The organism is Streptomyces aculeolatus, assembly GCF_020400605.1.
GTDB lineage: Bacteria > Actinomycetota > Actinomycetes > Streptomycetales > Streptomycetaceae > Streptomyces > Streptomyces aculeolatus.
The window spans coordinates 340,225-355,261 of the sequence record NZ_JAINRD010000006.1; the positions used below are offsets into that span (position 1 = coordinate 340,225).

Here is a 15,037-nt window from a genome sequence, read left to right on the forward strand (position 1 = left end):
ACACGAGGAGAACGACGAGGAGGGGCCCCGCGCTCGCGCGGGGCCCCTCCTCGTTCCTGCGTGCGGCCCGTGGTGCGGGGTACGGGCCGGCCCGTACCCCGCGAGGGCTCAGAGGTCGAAGACCTCGGCCATCAGCTGGGCGTGCTCCGACTGGTGGCGCTTGGCGGAGCCGACCGCCGGCGAGGACGACGACGGGCGCGAGACCCGGCGCAGCCGGTCGGCGTTCGGCACCGGCCCGGAGCCGATGATCAGGTCCAGGTGGTCGACCAGGTTGAGCGCGATGAACGGCCACGCGCCCTGGTTGGCCGGCTCCTCCTGGGCCCAGACGAACGTCGCAGCGCCGCTGTAGCGCGCCAGCTCCGCCTGGATCTCCGCGCCGGGCAGCGGGTAGAGCCGCTCCAGCCGGACGATCGCCGTGTCCGTGGCGCCGCGCTTCTGCCGCTCGGCGTCGAGGTCGTAGTAGACCTTGCCGGAGCAGAAGACGACCTTGCGGACCGCGGCCGGGTCGACGGAGTCGTCGCCGATGACCGGCCGGAAGCCGCCCGAGGTGAACTCGTCCGTCCGCGACGACGCGGCCTTCAGCCGCAGCATGGACTTCGGGGTGAAGACCACCAGCGGCTTGTGGTGCGGGTTGTGGACCTGCCAGCGCAGCAGGTGGAAGTAGTTCGACGGCAGGGTGGGCATCGCGACGGTCATGTTGTTCTGCGCGGAGAGCTGCAGGAACCGCTCGATACGGGCCGAGGAGTGGTCCGGGCCCTGGCCCTCGTAGCCGTGCGGCAGCAGCAGCACGACGCCGGAGGACTGGCCCCACTTCTGCTCGGCGGAGGAGATGAACTCGTCGACGACGGTCTGCGCGCCGTTGACGAAGTCGCCGAACTGGGCCTCCCACAGCACCAGGGAGTCCGGGCGGGCCAGCGAGTAGCCGTACTCGAAGCCCATCGCCGCGTACTCGCTCAGCAGCGAGTCGTAGACGTTGTAGCGGGCCTGGTCCGGGGCGAGGTAGTTCAGCGGGGTGTAGTCCTCGCCGGTCTTCTGGTCGACGAGGACCGCGTGCCGCTGGCCGAACGTGCCGCGGCGGGAGTCCTGGCCGGCGAGCCGGACCGGGGTGCCCTCCATCAGCAGCGACCCGAACGCGAGCGTCTCGCCCGTGCCCCAGTCGATCGTGCCCTCTTCGACCATCGCCACCCGGCGCTGGAGCTGCGGCAGCAGCCGCGGGTGCACCGAGACCTGGTCGGGGAGGCTGACCTGGGAGTCGGCGATCCGCTTGACGACCTCCTCGGAGACGGCCGTGTCCACGGCCACCGGGAAGCCGGGCAGCGCGTGCGGCGGCACCTCGGCCGCCGCGGGCGTCTCGGTGGCGTCCCGCACCTCGGTGAAGACCTTCTCCAGCTGGCCCTGGAAGTCCTGGAGGGCCTGCTCGGCCTCTTCCATGGTGATGTCGCCGCGGCCGATGAGGGACTCGGTGTAGAGCTTGCGCACCGAGCGCTTCTTGTCGATCAGCTCGACCATCTGCGGGTTGGTGAAGCGCGGGTTGTCGCCCTCGTTGTGCCCGCGGCGGCGGTAGCAGATGAGGTCGATGACCACGTCCTTGTTGAACGCCTGGCGGTACTCGAAGGCCAGCCGCGCGACGCGGACGACGGCCTCGGGGTCGTCGCCGTTGACGTGGAAGATCGGCGCCTCGATCATGCGGGCCACGTCCGTGGCGTACATCGAGGAACGCGCGGACTCCGGCGGGGCGGTGAAGCCGACCTGGTTGTTGATGACGACGTGCACGGTGCCGCCGCAGCGGTAGCCGCGCAGCTGCGACATGTTGAGCGTCTCGGCCACCACACCCTGGCCGGCGAACGCGGCGTCGCCGTGCAGCGCCAGCGGCAGCACGGTGAAGTCCGTGCCGCCCTTGCCGATGATGTCCTGCTTGGCGCGGACGACGCCCTCCAGCACCGGGTCGACGGCCTCCAGGTGGGAGGGGTTGGCGGTGAGCGAGACCTTGATCTGCTCGCCGTCCAGGCCGGTGAAGGTGCCCTCCGTGCCCAGGTGGTACTTCACGTCGCCGGAGCCGTGCATCGACTTCGGGTCGAGATTGCCCTCGAACTCGCGGAAGATCTGCGCGTACGACTTGCCGACGATGTTCGCCAGCACGTTGAGCCGGCCGCGGTGCGCCATGCCGATGACGACCTCGTCGAGGCGGGACTCGGCGGCGGCGTCGATGACCGCGTCCAGCAGCGGGATGACGGACTCGCCGCCCTCCAGCGAGAAGCGCTTCTGGCCGACGTACTTCGTCTGCAGGAACGTCTCGAACGCCTCCGCGGCGTTCAGCCGGCGCAGGATGCGCAGCTGCTCCTCGCGCTCCGGGGTGTCATGCGGGCGCTCCACGCGCTCCTGGATCCACTTGCGCTCCTTCGGATCCTGGATGTGCATGTACTCGATGCCGGTGGTGCGGCAGTACGAGTCCCGCAGGACGCCGAGGATGTCGCGCAGCTTCATCATCGCCTTGCCGGCGAAGCCGCCGACGGCGAACTCCCGCTCCAGGTCCCAGAGCGTCAGGCCGTGCTCGTTGACGTCGAGGTCGGGGTGCTTGCGCTGCTTGTACTCCAGCGGGTCGGTGTCGGCCATCACGTGGCCGCGGACCCGGTAGGAGTGGATCAGGTCGAAGACCCGGGCGGCCTTGGTGACGTCGTCGTCGTGGCTGGCGTCGATGTCGCGCAGCCAGCGGACCGGCTCGTACGGGATGCGCAGGGACTTGAAGACCTCGTCGAAGAAGTCGTTCTCGCCCAGCAGCAGCTGGTTCATGATCCGCAGGAACTCGCCGGAGGCGGCGCCCTGGATCACGCGGTGGTCGTACGTCGACGTGAGCGTCATGACCTTGGAGACGCCCAGCTTGTTCAGCGTGTCCTGGGAGGTGCCCTGGAACTCGGCGGGGTAGTCCATCGCGCCGACGCCGAGGATCATGGACTGGCCGGGCATCAGCCGCGGCACGGAGTGGACGGTGCCGATGCCGCCGGGGTTGGTGAGCGAGCACGTCACCCCGGTGAAGTCGTCCATGGTGAGCTTGTTGGCCCGGGCGCGGCGGACGATGTCCTCGTACGCCTGCCAGAACTCGAAGAAGTTGAGCGTCTCGGCCTTCCTGATGGCCGCGACGACGAGCTGGCGGTCGCCGTTCGGCTTGACCAGGTCGATGGCCAGGCCCAGGTTGACGTGCTCGGGCTTGACCAGCGTCGGCTTGCCGTCCTTCTCCGCGAAGGAGTGGTTCATCGACGGCATCAGCTTCATCGCCTGGACCATCGCGTACCCGATGAGGTGGGTGAAGGAGACCTTCCCGCCACGGGCGCGCTTCAGGTGGTTGTTGATGACGATGCGGTTGTCGAACAGCAGCTTCACCGGGACCGCGCGGACGGACGTGGCCGTCGGCAGCTCCAGCGAGGCGTTCATGTTCTTGGCGACGGCCGCGGCGGGGCCCCGGAGGGTGATCAGCTCGGGGCCCTCGGGTGCCGCGGCGGCGGGCTTGGCGGCCTGCTTCGTGGCGAGCTCGGCCGCGGCCTGCTTCGCGGCCGGCTCCGCCGCCGGCGGGGCGGGCGCCGCTGCCGCGGGCCTGGCCGGCGGCTGCGCGACGGGCTTGCCGTCGACGGCCGGCGGCGCGGCGGGCGCGGGGGCCTGCTGCGGCGGCGCGGCCGGGGCCGGCGCCGCGACCGGGGCGGCCTGGGCCGCGGGCGCCGGTGGCGCGGCGGCCGCGGGCTGCGCCGCCTGCGTCGGTGCCCCCTGGTTCGCGCCGGCGGTGCCCGGCTTGTAGTCGGCGAAGAAGTCCCACCAGGCCCGGTCCACAGAGTTCGGGTCCTGGAGGTACTGCTGGTAGATCTCGTCGACGAGCCACTCGTTGGGACCGAAGGCGGCAGCAGGGTCCCGGCCCTGGCTGGGCTCTTCGGTACGGACGCTCGACGAGCTGCTCTTAGGGGACTGTGACGACACGGCGGCAACCGCCCTCTTCCGCTTCACAAGGTGATGGACAGCGGAAAACAAGGCTACGCCCCCCGAGCTGGAACGTGCAGGCCGCACCCGCCGGAGGTCGCGTAAGTCACAATGCGAACGTGGTTTGGACCCCGGATTTGGCGGGAAATCAAGAAAGTTTGCCTGCGTTCGGCATGGGGGCATCAGGGCGGTGGCGCCGCGTCCCGTCCTCGTACCGGGCCGTTCACCGGCTGCTCTGCCGCCGTTGCAGGGGCGTTCCCGCGTTCGGCCAAGGTCAAGTGTAGGTCAAATGCCGAACGAGCGTTAACCCGGAAGAGTGAGCTTGATCCGGCAGCCACGGGGTGATTCGGCCACTCCGATCCGGCCCCCGTGCAGATCCACCGCCCAGCGCGCGATGGCCAGCCCGAGGCCGGTGCCGCCGCCGTCCGCCCCGTGGTCGCCGAGCACCCCGTTCTCCCGGCCGCGGTTGAAGCGCTCGAAGACCCGGTGCCGCTCGGCGGCGGGGATGCCGGGGCCCTCGTCGAGCACCTCCACCTCCAGCGCGTCCTGCTGCGCCCCGGCGCGGGCGCGCACGGTGACCCGGCCGCCGGTCGGGCTGTGCTTCACGGCGTTGTCGATCAGGTTCGCCATCACCTGGTGCAGCCGCTCGGGGTCGGCCCGTACGGCCAGCTCGGCCGGCCAGACGTCCAGGTGCAGCCGGACGTCGCCGCGCCCGCGGGGGCCGGGGACGTCGCCGGCGGCCTCCGGGGCGCCGGCCGCGCCGTGGGCGCCGCTGCCGAAGTGCGCCTCCTTCAGCACGCCCGCGAGGTACGGCTCCACCGCGAACCGGCGCAGCCGCAGCGGCACCACCCCGCTGTCGATCCGCGACAGGTCGAGGAGCTGCTCCACCAGCCGGCCCAGCCGCTCGGTCTGGCGCAGCGCGGTGCGCATGGTGTCCGGGTCCGCCTCGGAGACGCCGTCCACCACGTTCTCCAGCACCGCCCGCAGGGCGGCGATCGGGGTGCGCAGCTCGTGCGAGACGTTGGCCACCAGCTCCTTGCGGTGCCGGTCGACGGACTGCAGGTCGGCCGCCATGCGGTTGAACGTCTGCGCCAGCTCGCCGAACTCGTCCCGGCGGCGGGTGGCCAGCCGTGCGGTGTAGTCGCCGTGCGCCATGGCGCGGGTGACCGCCGTCATCTGCACCAGCGGCGACGTCAGCCGCTGGCCCACGAACTGGGTGATCAGCAGCGAGGCGATGAGCGAGAAGACCGTGATCAGCCGGACCTCGGTGGACGAGCGGATCGCCACCCACACCAGCCCGGTGGCGATCACCACCGAGCCGATGACCAGGGCGCCGAGCGCCGCGTTCACCGACCGCACCGGGTCCAGCGGGCGCAGCGCGTCCCACACCCGGCGCCAGAAGCCGGGCTCCCCGCCGCCGTCCGGCACCGTCATGTGACGGGGGTCTCCAGCGCGTACCCGACGCCGTGCACCGTGCGGATCCGCTCCGCGCCTATCTTGCGGCGCAGCGCCTTGATGTGGCTGTCGACCGTCCGCGTCCCGGAGGCGTCCTCCCACTCCCAGACCTCCACCAGGAGCTGCTCGCGGGAGAGCACCGCCCGCGGCTGGTTGGCCAGACACGCCAGCAGCTCGAACTCCGTCGGCGTCAGATGCACGTCGTCCCCGCCGACCCGCACCCGCCGCTCGGTGTGGTCGATCTCCAGCTCGCCCAGGCGCAGCGTGTCGTCCCGGGCGGCGCCCGCCGCCTGCGTGGCGCGCTCCACGCGGCGCAGCAGCACGTGCACCCGCGCGGCCAGCTCGCGCATGGAGAAGGGCTTGGTCATGTAGTCGTCGGCGCCGACGCCGAGGCCGACGAGCATGTCCGTCTCGTCGTCCCGCGCGGTCAGCATCAGCACCGGCACGAGCCGCTGGGCCTGCACCCGGCGGCACACCTCCAGCCCGTCGAAGCCGGGCAGCATCACGTCGAGCACGAGCAGGTCGGGCCCCCACTCCGCCGCGATGGCCACCGCGGCCGGGCCGTCTGCTGCCGTACGCACCTGGAAGCCCTCGGCGCGCAGCCGCGCCGATATCGCCTGCCCGATGGTCGGGTCGTCCTCGACGACCAGCACCCTGCGCTGGGCGCCGGGCGTCACTGCGGCCGCGTGGTCGGCGCGGCCGTTCAGGGCTTGTCTGTCTGCCATGTGTTCGTGGCCCTCGCCGTCTCTTCCCCGTAGGCCCTCCGGTTCAGCTAGCAGCGTATGGGGAGGTGACACGCCTCGGCTACGGGGAACGGGGAGCCCTCGGCGGCGGTCAGGGTGCGGTGTCCGGTGGGCGGACGGCGAGGTGCACGGCGTCCGGTACGCCGCGGGGCACCGGGATCTCCTCCGTGCGTACGTCCGTGAAGCCGGCCGAGCGGAGGGCGGCCTCGAAGGCGGGGGAGGGGCGGGCGGACCAGACGGCGAGGACGCCGCCGGGGGTGAGGCGGTCGCGGCAGGCCGCGAGGCCGGCGGGGGCATAGAGGCCGTCGTTGGACTCGGTGACGGTCCAGTCGGGGCCGTTGTCGATGTCGAGGCAGACGGCGTCGTAGCGGTGCGGGGCGGTGGCGAGGTGGTCGAGGAGGTCGGCCTCGACGAGTTCGACGCGGGGGTCGGCGAGGGCGGCGCCGCTGAGGTATGCGAGGTGGTTCTCCGTCGCCGCGCCGGCCCCCGGGTCCGTTGTACGCGCCTCGGGCGCGGAGCCCGTGTGCCACTCGATGACCGCCGGTTCGCGCTCGACCACCGTGATCCGCCCCCAGCGCGGGTCCGCCGCCGCCTCGGCGAGGGAGAAGCCCACGCCGAGCCCGCCGACGAGGACCGCGGGCGCCGTCGCCGCCGGGTCCAGCGCCTTCGCCGCGGCCCGGATCAGCAGCCGCTCCGAGCGGCCGTCGGAGGTGTCCATGAGGAAGACGCCGTTCGCGATGATCTCGTGGTGCGCGCCGCGGCGGCGCAGCACGACCTCCCCGTACGGGCCGGACCTGCGGTCGACCGTCACGGCGCGCGCCGCGTCGTTCTCGCTGCTCATGGCCCCATCCTGCCCGATCGCTGACAGCGAACGGACGGCCGGGAACATCAGGGCTCCCCCTGGGGTTGAGCCCACGTAACTCAACTTGCATGCCGAAGGGGAGATCAATGGCTACTGAGTCCGGCTCGAATACGCCGCTGGCCCTGCCCGTCCTGCCGCTCGATGACGAGGTCGTGCTCCCCGGCATGGTCGTGCCGCTCGACCTCTCGGACCGCGAGGTGCGGGCCGCGGTCGAGGCCGCGCAGGCCGCGGCGCGCGACAGCGGGCACAAGCCCAGGGTGCTGCTCGTCCCGCGGGTCGACGGCACGTACGTGGGCACCGGTGTCCTCGGCCGTGTCGAGCAGGTCGGCCGGCTGGCCGACGGCGACCCCGGTGCGCTGATCCGCGGCGTCGCCCGGATCCGCATCGGCGCCGGCACCACCGGCCCCGGGGCGGCGCTGTGGGTGGAGGGCACGGAGATCGAGGAGTCCGTACCCGACCCCGTTCCCGGCGCGGTCGCGGAGCTGATGAAGGAGTACAAGGCGGTCGCGACCGACTGGCTGCGCAAGCGCGGCGCCTGGCAGGTCGTGGACCGCGTGCAGCAGATCGACGACGTCGGCCAGCTCGCCGACAACTCCGGCTACTCGCCGTTCCTCAGCACGGAGCAGCGCGTGGAGCTGCTGGAGACCGCCGACCCGGTGGCCCGGCTCAGGCTGGCCACGCAGTGGCTGAAGGAGCACCTGGCGGAGCAGGACGTCGCCGAGTCCATCGCCAAGGACGTCCAGGAGGGCGTCGACAAGCAGCAGCGCGAGTTCCTGCTGCGGCGCCAGCTGGAGGCCGTGCGCAAGGAGCTGCGCGAGCTGAACGGCGAGCCCGACGGCGAGGAGTCCGACGACTACCGCGCCCGGGTGGAGGCCGCCGACCTGCCCGAGAAGGTCCGCGAAGCGGCCCTGAAGGAGGTCGACAAGCTGGAGCGCAGCTCCGACGCCTCGCCCGAGGGCGGCTGGATCAGGACGTGGCTCGACACGGTCCTGGAGATGCCGTGGAGCGAGCGCACCCAGGACGCGTACGACATCGCCGGCGCCAAGGAGATCCTGGACGCCGACCACGCGGGCCTGGAGGACGTCAAGGAGCGCATCACCGAGTACCTGGCGGTGCGCAAGCGCCGCGCCGACCGGGGCCTGGGCCTCGTGGGCGGCCGGCGCGGCGGCGCGGTGCTCGCGCTCGTCGGCCCGCCCGGTGTCGGCAAGACGTCGCTGGGCGAGTCCGTGGCGCGGGCCATGGGGCGCAAGTTCGTCCGGGTCGCGCTCGGCGGCGTCCGGGACGAGGCGGAGATCCGCGGCCACCGGCGTACGTACGTCGGCGCGCTGCCGGGCCGGGTCGTACGGGCCATCAAGGAGGCCGGGTCGATGAACCCGGTCGTGCTGCTCGACGAGATCGACAAGGTCGGCTCCGACTTCCGCGGCGACCCCGCCGCGGCCCTGCTGGAGGTCCTGGACCCGGCGCAGAACCACACGTTCCGCGACCACTACCTGGAAGTCGAGCTGGACCTGTCCGACGTCGTCTTCCTCGCCACCGCGAACGTCCTCGAAGCCATCCCCGAGGCGCTGCTGGACCGCATGGAGCTGGTCCGCCTCGACGGCTACACCGAGGACGAGAAGGTCACCATCGCCCGCGACCACCTGCTGCCGCGGCAGCTGGAGCGCGCGGGTCTGGAGGCCGGCGAGGTCGCCGTCGAGGACGACGCGCTGCGCAAGCTCGCGGGCGAGTACACCCGCGAGGCGGGCGTACGGAACCTGGAGCGCGCCCTGGCCCGGCTGCTCCGCAAGATCGCGGCGCAGCACGAACTGGGCGACGCGAAGCTGCCGTACGCGGTCGGGGCCGACGCACTCCGCCCGCTGATCGGCCGCCCGCACCACACCCCGGAGTCCGCCACCGACCCCGCGGAGCGCCGCACGGCGGTCCCGGGCGTGGCGACGGGCCTGGCGGTGACGGGCGCCGGCGGCGACGTGCTGTACATCGAGGCGTCGCTGGCCGACCCCGAGTCGGGCGCGTCCGGGCTGACCCTGACGGGGCAGCTGGGCGACGTGATGAAGGAGTCGGCGCACATCGCGCTCTCCTTCCTGCGCTCGCGCGGCGCGGAGCTGGAACTGCCGGTGGCCGACCTGAAGGACCGGGGCATCCACCTGCACGTGCCGGCGGGCGCGGTCCCGAAGGACGGGCCGAGCGCGGGCATCACGATGACGACGGCGCTGGCGTCCCTGCTGAGCGGACGGCAGGTGCGCACCGACGTGGCGATGACCGGTGAGGTGTCGCTGACGGGCCGGGTGCTGCCGATCGGCGGCGTGAAGCAGAAGCTGCTGGCGGCGCACCGGTCGGGGGTCACCACGGTGGTCATCCCGAAGCGGAACGAGCCCGACCTGGACGACGTGCCGGCGGAGGTCCTGGAGAAGCTGGAGGTCCACCCGGTCTCCGACGTCCGCCAGGTCCTGGAACTGGCGCTGACCCCGGCGGCCGCCGCAGCGCCGGCGGCGGACCCGGAGGTCCCCGTAGCCGCCTGACGCGGCACCGCCCACCCCCGTCCCCACGGACACGGCCCCTCCCGACCACCCACCCGGGAGGGGCCGTTCGGCGTGCGCGTGCGGCGCCGCGGGACCGGTGCCGGAACTGGCCGGGCGTTGGTAGCGTCCTGTCACTCAACGCACCCGATTCGTTACAGGAGTCGATCGTGGTCCGCCAATACCGCTCAGCCACCACTCTCGCGGCACTGGCCGCCGCGACCCTGCTTGTCACCGCGTGCGGGGGTGACGACTCGCCGCCGTCGGACGACAAGGTCGAGGGCGCGCGGAAGAGCAGCCCGGCGCAGTCGTCGCCGGCGCCGCCCGCGGACGGGCCGGAGATCGAGCTGCCGGGGAGCGTGGAACTCGTCTTCGAGGACTGGGAGTCGGACGACCCGGAGGAGCAGGCGGTGCTCGACTCCGGCGCGCAGCGTCAGCGGGCGACGTACGAGGCCATCACGCGGAACCCGCCGGACCCGAACACCGAGTTCATCGCCCTCTACAACATGAAGGGCACGGGAGCCTGGACCTCCCTGCAGGACTGGATCGGCGAGTTCAAGGACGCCGGGGCCACCGTGGCGGGCACCTTCCGCTTCTTCGACCCGGAGGTCCGGGTCGCCGGCAACGGCATCACGGCCACGCTGCGCTTCTGCTCCGACGAGCGCGCGGCGGACCAGAAGGACCGCGAGAGCGGCGAGGTGCTGGCGCAGCCGGATCCGTACGAGTACGTCGAGTACAGCACCACGCTCCAGAAGAACGACGACGGCAAGTGGCAGACGGCCGACGTCTCCAACAACCGGGACGCGTGTGACGCAGGAGGTTTATCGCAATGAACACCCGCAGGCTGACCACCTTCGGGGTGGCCGCGGCACTGCTGCTCTTACCCTGCGCCCCAGTGGCGTTCGCCGACCCGGATCCGCCGGGGATCGGTCTGGAAGGCGATACGAAGCCCGATGACGGGCGTATCAGCGCAACCGTCACCCAGGTCGTCGTCCGACAGGCCGGGGGCGGTGGCCAGGGGGGACAGCCCCTCACCGCGGTGGACACGGCCTGGACGCCGCCTGCCTGCTGGCATGAGCCGGTGGCCACCCCGCGGGAGTTACGGGACGCGGTCGAGGCGATCGACAACGACAACCTGGTGCCGGTCACCAGCCGGCTGAGGTGGGGCACCGACCTCATGCACGAGTACTACCGCGACGGCGGCGGCGGGAATCCCGCGAACTACAACCTCGACAAGCAGGGCGACGGCATGTGGTGGCGGGCCGTGCGCAATCCCCACCGGGAGGACGACACCGAGGCCGGCGACTGCGACCAGCAGTTGATGTTCTGGGCGGACGACGGTGCCGCGCCCGACGTGCCGACGGCCATCACCCCCGAGATGCTCGCCGAGTACGCCTACGACTCCGTCAAGGTGCCCGATACCGAGATCGAGATGCAGCCCGCGGACGACCGGCTGAAGGTGAACCTGCCCACCTGGATCTGGCAGGAGTCCGCCGTCTTCGACGAGGTCGCGGTGCGGGCGGAGTTGCCCGGTACCGGGCTGTGGGCCGAGACCACCGCCACGCCCACCAGCCTGCGGCTCGACCCCGGGACGGAGGACGCCGAGGTGCACCCCGAGGGCGGGGCGTGCCCGATCGGCGGTGACGGCGGCGTCGGCGAGCGCTACCGGCGGGGGGACGCCGGGGCGGTGCCGGCGTGCGGGATCACGTACCGGCGCTCCAGCGAGGCCGCGGGCGGCTCGTACGCGCTGAAGGCCTCGATCACCTGGGAGGTCGACTGGACCGGCACGGGCGGCACGGGCGGCGACCTGCCGGACGGCGTCTTCGAGACGACGTACGACGTGACGGTGGCGGAGATCCAGACCGTGGTCCGCTGACGCGGCCGCCGGTCCCTCCGGAGGAGCAGCTCCGGAGGGACCGGCGGGGGTCGGCGGGGCCGGCTGCGGTGTCAGCCGTTGGCCAGGGCCTGGAGGCGGTCGTAGGCGCCGTTGAACTTGTTGTGGTCGCCGACCGTGGGGCCCGTCGAGGTGTACTGCCAGAAGGTGTAGAAGCCCCAGCCGGCCGGCAGGGTGCCCGGCGAGGAGGCGTAGCGGGCGATCCACAGCGGGTGGTTGCCCGCGTAGCCGCCGTAGTTGCCGGTGCACTGGGTCCACCAGTTGGTGTTCGTGTAGATCACCGCGTAGCGGCCGGTGCGTTCGCGGTAGCGGGTGAGGAACGAGCTGATCCAGTTGCGCATGGAGGCCTGGCTGAGGCCGTAGCAGGTGGCGCCGTAGGGGTTGTACTCGATGTCGAGCACGCCCGGCAGGGTCTTGCCGTCGCGGGACCAGCCGCCGCCGTTGCTGGCGAAGTAGTCGGCCTGGGCGGCGCCGCTGGCGCCGTTCGGGAGGGCGAAGTGGTACGCGCCGCGGATCATCCCGACGTTGTACGAGCCGTTGTACTGCTGGGTGAAGTACGGGTTCTTGTAGCTCGTGCCCTCGGTGGCCTTGACGTACGCGAAGCGGTTGCCGGCGTTCCAGAGCGTGGACCAGTTGACGTTGCCCTGGTGGCTGGAGACGTCGACGCCCTCGACGGTCGCGAGCGGGCCGGCCTCCTGGCCGGCGGCGCCGGCGGATCCCGCGGGGGCGCCGGTGCCTTCGTGGAGGCGGATGCCGGCGCCCATGTACGCCTCGCCGCGTTCCAGGTCGCGGGGGTTGGGGTTGAGCCGGTCGCCGGCCGCGGCGGCGGGGCTGGTCAGGCCGACGACGAGGGAGAGCGAGGTGGCCGCGGTGGCGATGGCGGCGGCGAGGGAGCGGCGCCCGAGGCGCGAGCGGGTGCGGACTGGCGATGACATGCGTTCCTCCGGGTGTGGGGGTTCCTCGGTGGTGCCGGTTTTGCCGGTGGTACCGGTGGTGCCGTGGTTCCGGTAAGCCGTGACTCCGGTGGTGCCGGTAGGCGGAGGGGGCGGAGGTGCCGGGCATGTGTGCTGCCGGCTCGGGGGTGCGGCGGGTGCGGTGCGGCGGGAGCGGCGGGGCGGCAGTGGCCCGTCCTCGTACGCCTGCGGCCTGGACCGGCCCTTGGTGTGGCCATGTCACTACGTGCTGCGCCGAAGGTAAGCGCTGCGCGCGCGGGAGCGAAAGAGGGCCCGGCAGGTGCCTTTGGTCTACGCCTGCGAAATACTGGGGGAGCTGCGGCTTCTGTCGCTTCTGAAGAAAACTTTCAGCCCGTGGAAAGCCGGAAGGGCCCCTGACGTGCACAAGGCCGAAATCCCCGGAGGCGACCAGGCGGACGAGGGAAATGGTGTGGACCACGTCTTCCTCGATCTGGAGCGGGAGCTGGCGGTCTTCTACCGCCGGGCCCGCGGCATCGCGGCGGACATGGCCCGCCAGGTCGACCCCGGGCTCGAACCCGGCGCGTACGCGATGCTGGCCCAACTGGAAGCGGGCGGGCGGCGCGCCACCGAACTCGCCGGCTACTTCAACATCGGCAAGGCGACCGTCAGCCGGCAGCTCCACGCCCTCGAAGAGCTGGGCCTCGTCGACCGCGAGCCCGACCCCGCCGACGGCAGGGCGGCGCTCGTGCGGCTGACGGACGAGGGGCGGCGGCGGATGCTGAGCGTGCGGCGGGTGCGGCATGCGGAGTACATCCAGCAGCTCGCGGGGTGGGACCTCGGCGAGGTCGCGGAACTCGCCCGGCTGCTGGGGCGGTTCAACGAGCTGAACGCGGGCCGCGGCGGCCGGCGTCAGTCGTAGCCGGCGAGGCCTCCGGTGCCGGGGGTCCCGGCGGGGCCGTTCGCGTCAGCCGCGCGCCGCCAGGTTCGCCGTCATCTTCCGCAGCAGCGCCTTCGCCTGCTTCTGCTCCGCCTCCGTCAGGCCCATCGCGTCGTCCAGCGACGGCACCACGACGTTCGCCTTCCGGCGCAGCTCCGTGCCCTCGGCGGTGAGCGACACCTCCACCAGCCGCTCGTCGTCGGCGCGGCGCTGCCGCTTCACCAGCCCGTTCGCCTCGAGCCGCTTCAGCAGCGGGGTCAGCGTCCCGTAGTCCAGGTTGAGCGCGGCGCCGAGGCTCTTCACCAGTGACGGGCCGTTCTCGTAGAGCGCGACCAGCACGAGGTACTGCGGGTAGGTCACGCCGAGCTTGTCGAGCAGCGGGCGGTAGCCGTTCATGACCGCGCGCTGCGCGGAGTACAGGGTGAAGCAGACGAACTCGTCCAGCTGCCGGAACTCCTCCTCGGCTCCCTGCGATCCGGCCGCGGTGTCGTCGGTCGCCATACGGGCCCCCTCTCTCTGCTCGTACCGCCATCGTACCCTTCCGGGAGCTCGAAAGTTAATTATGAACGATTGAGTTGTGCACAAGGTAATCGTGCTCTAGTGTCATGGGTGTCGAGAGGGACCGACCCGCAGAGGAGCACCCGCCATGTCCGAGCACCGCAAGCCCGCCGCGTACGCCCCCGCCGCCCCCGTCCTGGAGCCCGCCGCAGCGGCGTTCGCCGAGGCCACCGCCGACCCGCCGTACCCGTTCGACCTCGGCCCGGCCGAGGGCCGCAAGACCCTCGACGAGCTGCAGTCCGGCGGGATCGGGAAGCCCGCCGCCGACGAGGAGTGGATCACCGTCCAGGGCGGGCCGACCGGCTCGGTGCGGGCCCGGATCGTCCGGCCCGCGGGCGCCGCGGGGCAACTGCCCGTGATCCTCTACCTGCACGGCGCCGGCTGGGTGTTCGGCAACGCCGGCACCCACGACCGGCTGGTGCGCGAGCTGGCGGTGGGCGCGCGGGCCGCGGTGGTCTTCCCCGAGTACAACCTGTCGCCCGAGGCCCGCTATCCCGTCGCCATCGAGCAGAACTACGCCGTCGCCCGCTGGATCGTCACCGACGGCGCCGCCCACGGGCTCGACGCCGCGCGGATCGCCGTCGCGGGCGACTCGGTCGGCGGCAACATGTCCGCCGCCCTGACGCTGCAGGCCAAGGAGCGCGGGGACGTGCCGCTGGTCCAGCAGGTGCTGTTCTACCCGGTCACGGACGCGGGCTTCGACACCGGTTCGTACCACCGGTTCGCGGAGGGCTACTTCCTGCGCCGGGATTCCATGCAGTGGTTCTGGGACCAGTACACGACCGACGAGGCGCACCGCGCGGAGGTCACCGCCTCGCCGCTGCGGGCGGGCACCGAGCAGCTCGCGGGCCTGCCGCCGGCCCTCGTGATCACCGCGGAGGCCGACGTCCTACGGGACGAGGGCGAGGCGTACGCGAACAAGCTGCGCCAGGCCGGCGTGCCCGTCACCGCCGCCCGCTACCAGGGCGTCATCCACGACTTCGTGATGCTCGACGCCCTGCGCGGGACCCGCGCGGCGGACGCCGCCATCAAGCAGGCCGTGGGCGTCCTGCGCGGCGCATTCGGCACCGAGTGAGGCGGCGGCGGACCGATACGGGCCCCGACCCGACCCGACCCGTTCCGACCCCGACCCGTCCCCTCCCCGAGCCGCCGCCGGCCCGGGCGGCCTCCCCGGCTGCCCGGGCCGGCGGCCGTC

At 72.4% G+C, this 15,037-nt stretch carries 11 protein-coding genes; 5 read left to right on the top strand and 6 right to left on the bottom strand.

Annotation, left to right across the window (positions count from 1 at the left end):
- Positions 1 to 108: 108 nt before the first annotated feature.
- The 4 genes from LG396_RS14220 to LG396_RS14235 all read right to left on the bottom strand — a co-directional run bounded on the left by LG396_RS14220 (position 109) and on the right by LG396_RS14235 (position 7,002).
- Positions 109 to 3,963, bottom strand: a complete 3,855-nt coding sequence (locus LG396_RS14220; protein WP_225795031.1) for a multifunctional oxoglutarate decarboxylase/oxoglutarate dehydrogenase thiamine pyrophosphate-binding subunit/dihydrolipoyllysine-residue succinyltransferase subunit — start codon at positions 3,961 to 3,963, stop codon at positions 109 to 111.
- A gap of 303 nt (positions 3,964 to 4,266) precedes the next feature.
- Positions 4,267 to 5,397, bottom strand: a complete 1,131-nt coding sequence (locus tag LG396_RS14225; protein WP_018835117.1) for a HAMP domain-containing sensor histidine kinase — start codon at positions 5,395 to 5,397, stop codon at positions 4,267 to 4,269.
- The gene (locus tag LG396_RS14230; protein WP_018835118.1) at positions 5,394 to 6,143 is read right to left on the bottom strand and encodes a response regulator transcription factor; all 750 of its coding nucleotides are present in this window, start codon (positions 6,141 to 6,143) and stop codon (positions 5,394 to 5,396) included. The genes LG396_RS14225 and LG396_RS14230 overlap by 4 nt, the downstream gene beginning before the upstream one ends.
- Before the next feature lie 109 nt (positions 6,144 to 6,252).
- Positions 6,253 to 7,002 carry a spermidine synthase family protein gene (locus LG396_RS14235; RefSeq protein ID WP_225795032.1) on the bottom strand — a complete coding sequence of 250 codons (750 nt, stop codon included), beginning with the start codon at positions 7,000 to 7,002 and terminating at the stop codon, positions 6,253 to 6,255.
- Between the two features lie 107 nt (positions 7,003 to 7,109).
- Between LG396_RS14235 and lon the strand changes: the two genes are divergently transcribed.
- The 3 genes from lon to LG396_RS14250 all read left to right on the top strand — a co-directional run bounded on the left by lon (position 7,110) and on the right by LG396_RS14250 (position 11,415).
- Positions 7,110 to 9,542, top strand: coding sequence for an endopeptidase La (lon, locus tag LG396_RS14240; RefSeq protein WP_225795033.1), 2,433 nt, complete (start codon positions 7,110 to 7,112; stop codon positions 9,540 to 9,542).
- Between the two features lie 167 nt (positions 9,543 to 9,709).
- Positions 9,710 to 10,372, top strand: a complete 663-nt coding sequence (locus tag LG396_RS14245; protein ID WP_225795034.1) for a hypothetical protein — start codon at positions 9,710 to 9,712, stop codon at positions 10,370 to 10,372.
- A complete protein-coding gene (locus tag LG396_RS14250) occupies positions 10,369 to 11,415 on the top strand; it encodes a hypothetical protein (RefSeq protein WP_225795035.1) in 1,047 nt (348 codons plus the stop codon). Before LG396_RS14245 ends, LG396_RS14250 begins: the two co-directional genes overlap by 4 nt.
- A 71-nt stretch (positions 11,416 to 11,486) precedes the next feature.
- Here LG396_RS14250 and LG396_RS14255 read toward each other — a convergent pair whose 3' ends face one another.
- Positions 11,487 to 12,368 (bottom strand): lysozyme, encoded by an 882-nt coding sequence (locus LG396_RS14255; protein WP_018835123.1) that lies wholly within the window; start codon positions 12,366 to 12,368, stop codon positions 11,487 to 11,489.
- Positions 12,369 to 12,816: 448 nt separating this feature from the next.
- Between LG396_RS14255 and LG396_RS14260 the strand changes: the two genes are divergently transcribed.
- Positions 12,817 to 13,266, top strand: a complete 450-nt coding sequence (locus LG396_RS14260) for a MarR family winged helix-turn-helix transcriptional regulator (RefSeq protein WP_037751427.1) — start codon at positions 12,817 to 12,819, stop codon at positions 13,264 to 13,266.
- 45 nt (positions 13,267 to 13,311) lie between these two features.
- On the opposite strand, the gene LG396_RS14265 is transcribed toward LG396_RS14260, so the two are convergent.
- Positions 13,312 to 13,785, bottom strand: coding sequence for a MarR family winged helix-turn-helix transcriptional regulator (locus LG396_RS14265; protein ID WP_100298914.1), 474 nt, complete (start codon positions 13,783 to 13,785; stop codon positions 13,312 to 13,314).
- A gap of 145 nt (positions 13,786 to 13,930) precedes the next feature.
- On the opposite strand from LG396_RS14265, the gene LG396_RS14270 reads away from it, so the two are divergent.
- Complete coding sequence (locus LG396_RS14270; RefSeq protein ID WP_225795036.1) at positions 13,931 to 14,917, top strand: alpha/beta hydrolase; 987 nt, start codon at positions 13,931 to 13,933, stop codon at positions 14,915 to 14,917.
- The last annotated feature ends 120 nt before the right edge of the window (positions 14,918 to 15,037 follow it).